This is a genomic window from Nonomuraea sp. NPDC049784 (assembly GCF_040659615.1).
In the GTDB taxonomy this organism is placed as follows: domain Bacteria; phylum Actinomycetota; class Actinomycetes; order Streptosporangiales; family Streptosporangiaceae; genus Nonomuraea.
Map to the genome: position 1 here is coordinate 1 of NZ_JBFAMX010000655.1, position 5,541 is coordinate 5,541.

The 5,541-nt window shown below is 72.9% G+C and carries 5 protein-coding genes and 1 pseudogene; 3 read left to right on the forward strand and 3 right to left on the reverse strand.

Annotated features, from left to right (window positions below; all coding sequences use genetic code 11):
- On the reverse strand, window positions 1-861 hold an 861-nt coding region (locus tag AB0J09_RS54815; protein WP_360710252.1), incomplete at its 3' end, for a dihydrodipicolinate synthase family protein.
- 76 nt (window positions 862-937) lie between these two features.
- On the opposite strand from AB0J09_RS54815, the gene AB0J09_RS54820 reads away from it, so the two are divergent.
- From AB0J09_RS54820 to AB0J09_RS54830, 3 genes are read left to right on the forward strand one after another with little or no spacing between them, the layout of a single operon-like run.
- Window positions 938-2,248: an MFS transporter gene (locus AB0J09_RS54820; protein WP_360710254.1), complete on the forward strand. Its 1,311-nt coding sequence runs from the start codon at window positions 938-940 to the stop codon at window positions 2,246-2,248.
- Window positions 2,245-3,249 (forward strand): dihydroxyacetone kinase subunit DhaK, encoded by a 1,005-nt coding sequence (locus AB0J09_RS54825; RefSeq protein WP_360710255.1) that lies wholly within the window; start codon window positions 2,245-2,247, stop codon window positions 3,247-3,249. The genes AB0J09_RS54820 and AB0J09_RS54825 overlap by 4 nt, the downstream gene beginning before the upstream one ends.
- Window positions 3,246-3,872: a DAK2 domain-containing protein gene (locus AB0J09_RS54830; protein WP_360710257.1), complete on the forward strand. Its 627-nt coding sequence runs from the start codon at window positions 3,246-3,248 to the stop codon at window positions 3,870-3,872. Before AB0J09_RS54825 ends, AB0J09_RS54830 begins: the two co-directional genes overlap by 4 nt.
- Window positions 3,873-3,923: 51 nt before the next feature.
- Here AB0J09_RS54830 and AB0J09_RS54835 read toward each other — a convergent pair whose 3' ends face one another.
- Window positions 3,924-4,307 (reverse strand): hypothetical protein, encoded by a 384-nt coding sequence (locus AB0J09_RS54835; RefSeq protein ID WP_360710259.1) that lies wholly within the window; start codon window positions 4,305-4,307, stop codon window positions 3,924-3,926.
- Window positions 4,304-5,541, reverse strand: a pseudogene (locus AB0J09_RS54840) (hypothetical protein); the annotation flags it as partial. The gene AB0J09_RS54835 and the pseudogene AB0J09_RS54840, both read right to left, overlap by 4 nt.

The following is a 5,541-nucleotide window of genomic DNA, read 5'->3' on the forward strand; positions in this document are numbered from 1 at the left end:
ACCGCCCCGACCCCGACCGGCCCGTGGTCCCATCTCTCGGCCCGGCAGGAAGGGCTTGCGGGGCCGGCCGCCGTCGCGGCCCTGGAGCTGGAGGGCTGCCTTGAGGGTGGCGGGGAGGTTGGGGCCGTCGATGGCCCGCCACACGGTGAGGATGCGTTCGTGCAGGCGGCGGGCCAGGTCGTGGTCGCCGGACTGGACGGCGTCCCACAGCTCCACGCTCAGGCGCGGGGTGACGGTGGGGATGGCGGCCAGCGCGCCGTGGGCGCCGAGCATGAACGCCGGGTAGTGCAGATCGTCGAGGGCGGCCAGGATGGTGAAGCGGTCGCGTACCCGCGCCAGCAGGTCGACCAGCAGGTGCATGTCGCCGCCGCTCTGCTTGACGGCCACGAGCTGGGGCACCTCGGCCAGCCGCTCGATGACGTCCACGCCGACCAGGGCCCACGGCACCACGTTGTAGAGCACGATCGGCAGGTCGACGGCCTGGCCGATCTCGCGGTAGTAGGCGACGGTCTCCTCCGCCGAGGGTGAGAAGACGTAGTGGACCGGGGTGATCTGCAACGCGTCCACGCCGGTCTCCTTCAGCGCAAGGGAGTAGCGGATCACCTGGGCCGTGGAGTTCTGGATCACCCCGGCGATCACCGGCACCCGTCCGGCGACCTCCTCGACCACCGTTCGGCAGACGTCGCGGCTCTCCTCCAGGGACAGGGTCTGCCCCTCACCGGTGCTGCCGCACGCGCAGATCGCGGTCACGCCGGCGTCGAGGAGGTATTTGACCTCTGCCCGCAGCAGGTCGAGGTCCACCTGGTCGTCGTCGTCGAACGGCGTGACGACGGTCGAGATCATCCCGTGCAGATCCAGCATGAAGGCTCCTGGTCCCTGGTATTGCGAGTACGTTAAATCTAGTATCTGATATATCAGACTACCAGAAGGGATGCTGATGGACAGCTCGATCAGTGACGCCGCACCGCCACGTGCCACCGGCCGAACGCCGCTCACACGGGTGGTCTGGGCCAGCGCCCTGGGCACGACCGTGGAGTACTACGACTTCACCCTGTACGCCACCACCGCCGCCCTCGTCTTCGACGACGTCTTCTTCCCCGCCCAGACCCCGCTGGTCGGCACGCTGGCCGCGTTCGCCACGTTCTTCGTCGGCTACCTGGCCCGGCCCCTCGGCGGCCTGATCTTCGGGCACTTCGGCGACCGGCTCGGCCGCAAGAACGTGCTGATCACCACCATGCTCATGATGGGCGCCGGCACGTTCGCCATCGGCCTGATCCCCTCCTACGACACCATCGGGGTCGCCGCGCCGGTCCTGCTGGTGCTCATCCGGCTCGTGCAGGGCCTGGGCATGGGTGGCGAGTACGGCGGCGGCGTCCTCATGGCGCTGGAGTACAGCCCGCGCGAACGTCAGGGCCTGTGCACCTCGCTCGTGCACATCGGCACCCCCGCCGGCGTGCTGCTGCCTGTCGGCCTGGTCACCGTGCTGGACGCCGCCCTGCCCGAGGGCGCCTACGCCTCGTGGGCCTGGCGCCTGCCGTTCCTGCTCAGCATCGTGCTCGTCGCTGTCGGCTTCTACATCCGCCAGCACCTGAGCGAGAGCCCCGAGTTCGTCAAGATGCGCGCCGAGCGCGAGGTGCAGAGCGTGCCGGTCAAGGAGGTGTTCGCGCGGCACACCGGCAGCGTCGTGCTGTCGATCTTCGCCAAGATCGCCGAGAGCGGCCTGTTCAACGTCTACTACGTCGTCGCGATCGCCTACGTCACCACCGAACTGGGCCTGCCGCGCGGGCCCGTGCTGCTGGCTGTGCTCATCGCCTGCCTGGCCGAATGCTTCACGCTGCCGCTGTTCGGGGCGCTGTCGGACCGCGTCGGGCGGCGCCCCGTCTACATCGCCGGCGCCGTGTTCCAGGCGGTGCTGGCCGTGCCGTTCTTCCTCATGGTGCAGACCGGGAACTTCGCGCTGACGACGATCGCGATGGTACTCGGCCTGGCGATCGGGCACGGATCCATGTACGGGGCCCAGGCGGCGCTGTTCGCCAACCTGTACCCGGTGCAGGTGCGCTACACCGGCCTGTCGGTCACCCAGCAGGTGGGCGCCACGCTCGGTGGCGGCCTGGCCCCGCTGGCGGGCACCGCGCTGCTGGCCGCAGCGGGTGGACACTGGACCTGGCTCGTCGCGTACATGATCGGGGTGGCCGTGATCTCCAGCCTGGCCGCCGGACGTCTGAAGCAAGGAGAGGTGAGGGCATGAGCGCCCCGTTCGTCCCAGAGGGCGACCTCGTCGCCCCGGCGTTGCGCGGATTCGCCCGCGCCCACGCCCACCTGGTGGAGCTGCACGAGGACCCCGTCCAGCTGCGCGCCCGCGAACGCGACGAGCGCCGTGTCGTCGGGCTGGTCTCCGGCGGCGGCTCAGGCCACGAACCCCTGCACGCCGGCTTCCTCGGCCGCGGCATGCTCGACGCCGTCGCGCCCGGTCAGGTGTTCGCCTCCCCGCACAACCGCCAGGTGCTGCAGGCCAGCCTGGCCGCCGCCGGGCCGCAGGGTGTCGTGCACATCGTCAAGAACTACACCGGCGACCGCATCAACTTCGGCATCGCCGCCGAACGCCTGCGCCACGAAGGCGTCGAGGTGGGCCGCGTACTCGTCGACGACGACCTGGCCACCGACGACGCCCACAGCGCCACCGGGCGGCGCGGCACCGGCGCCACCGTCGTGGTCGAGAAGATCCTCGGCGCCGCCGCCGACGAGGGCCGCGGCCTGGCCGAGCTCACCGCGCTCGGCGCCGCCGTCGCGGCCGCCTCCCGCAGCCTCGCCGTCGCCTCCCGCGCCCAGACCTCCCCGCACACCGCCGCGCCCGCCTTCGAACTGGCCCCAGGCGAGCTGGAGTACGGCGTCGGCATCCACGGCGAGCGCGCCGCCAAGACCGTCGACCGGCCGCCGCTGCCCGACCTGCTGGCCCGCATGCTCGACGAGCTGCTGGCCGGCCTGCCGCCCGGGCCCGACGACCTGCTGGTCCTGGTCAACGGGCTCGGCGCGACCACCCAGCTCGAGTTGTACGGGATCTTCGATCAGGTGTCCGGAGACCTTGAGCGGCGCGGCCTGAACGTGGCCGAGTCACTGGTGGGCACCTACGTTCCCGCGCTCGACATGGCCGGCTTCTCCCTCACCCTGACCCGCCTGCACGAGGGGTGGCGCACCTGGTGGCGCGCCCCCGCCCGCACGCCCGCGTTCCCATCCCTGGAGGCACGATGACCGCGCCCACCGCCCCGGTCCTGCACCGGTACGCCGAGGCCGTGGCCGCCGCCCACGCCGAGCTGACCCGCCTCGACCAGGCCAGCGGCGACGGCGACTTCGGCGACAACCTGCGCGGCGGCCTGCGCCGCGTCCTGACCGAACTGGATACGGCGGGACAGGGGCCCGGCGCTTCCGGGACTGCCGGGCACGGGTTCGACGTGGCCGGGCGGGTCTTCCTGGACGAGGTCGGCGGGACCAGCGGGCCTCTGTTCGGACTGCTGTTCACCGAGATCGCCCGCGCGCTCGGCGAGGACCCGGCCACGGGGTGGGCCCGCGGGACGGCCGCCGGGCTGGCCGCCATCCAGCGGGTGGGGGAGGCCGAGGTCGGCGACCGTACGCTGGTGGACGCCCTGGCGCCCGCGGTGGCCGAGCTGGAGCGGGGGGCCGGGTTCGCTGCAGCCGCCCGCGCCGCAACGGAGGGGGCGCGCGGCACCGCTGCACTCCGCGCCCGCCGTGGGCGCGCCAGCTACGTCGGCGAGCGGGCCCGCGGCCTGCCCGACCCGGGAGCGGTGGGGGTGGCGCTGCTGTTCGAGGCGCTGGCCGCTGTCGAGGAGCCCGGCCCTCCGTCTGACCCGCACTGAGCCGACCGGCCACCTCGTCCGCCACGACCAGCGGCGATGCGGTCAGTACAGCTAGTCGGTGACGAGGGTGTTGAGCGTGAGGGTTTCCTCGCCGGGCGGGCCGGCCAAGCGGATGGACAGTTCCCACACGCCGTTCATGTCGAACAGGTCGCCCTCGGCGACGAAGTGCCCGGCGGCGGTCTTCCTGGCGGTGATCTCGGGCATCGCGTGGCCCATGGTGGTCATCACGGCGGCGACGGTGACGGTGTCGGCCTCGCCCTTGTCCAGCTGTACGTCGATCGTGTTCCGCTCGGCCGTGACGGTGACGGCGTAGCGGGTTCCCGTCGTGGTGACCGGGTCCGCGCCTGAGGTGCGGGCGACGACGAACGCGGCCACCACGACCGCCACGAGCCCGGCGAACACCAGCAGGCCCCTCAGGCCCTTGATCCGCTTCATCGGGGGACCTCCACGGTAAACGGCACGGTGGTGATGCCGCGGTCTGTGGCGTACTGGGCCCAGGCGAAGTAGCGGCCCGGCGCAGGGAAGCCGAACGTGAAGCGCAACCGGCCGCCGGGTTTTCCCATCTCGTGGACGTGGCCGAGGAACTCGCCGTTCTCGGCGCGCACGATGAGGTGACCCGCCATCCCGAGCCACGGCCGCGGTGTCCCGCTCGTGGTCACCTCGACGGTGGCCGCCCGCCCCGCCTGCGGTACGGCGGGCGTCACCGTGACCGCCCCCGCGGCGGCCTGGGGCGCCGGGTCGGACGAGGCCGTGGACTTCGCCGATCCGGTGACCGTGAAGGCGCCGGTGAGGAGCTGGCCGCCGGAGTCGGTGCGTTCGAGCTCGACGTAGGCGAGATAGCGACCGGGGCGGTCGGCGCGCAGCCGTACCTGCAGGCGGCCGGGCGCGGTGCGCAGCGGATGGACGTGGCGGAAGTAGCGGCCGTCCTCGCTGGTGACCACCAGGTGGGCCATGGCCTCGTGGTGGATGGCGAGGTCGTCGACGGGCCGCCCGGTGGCCCCGTCGAACAGTTCCACCCGCGCCACGAACTCCTCGCCCGCGGCCGGGCGGGCCGGGATCGTGGTGACGACCCGCTGTACGTACGGCCGGCCGAGCGCGGAGTCCGTGGGGCGCGGCTCGGCGCCGTCCGGCGGCCCGGTGGGCAACCAGGGCTCGAGGATCACGATCAGCGTGGCCACCGCGAGCCCGGCGGCGGCGACCGCGGTCACCACGAACGCCGACCGGCCGCGCCGGTTGAACGCCCCGGTGAGCAGGCCGCCCACCAGGAGCAGACCGGCCACGAACAGGCCGCCGTAGATCAGGAACTCCCACCCGGACCCGCGGTCCACCAGGACCCGGAACGGGATCAACGCGGTCTCGCCCCCGGCGCTGACGGTCAGCTCGTGCGGCCCGGTCTCCTCTACCCGCAGCTCGGCGGGGCGACCTGACGCGGCCGTGCCGTGCACGACGCGCCCGTCGGCCACTGACCGGAGCCGCAGATCCAGCACCGGGGCGGACGGGAACCCGATCACCTCGACGCGCAGCGGCCCCGGCACCCGGGTCGTGGCCTTGATCACGAGGGTCAGCTCCGCGCCCGCGATCGTCTGCGCGATCCGCAGGTCCGCCCCCGCCTTGACGTCGTGCGCCGCCGCGGGAGCGCTCGCGCTGGCGTTCGCGGTGCCGCTCGGCG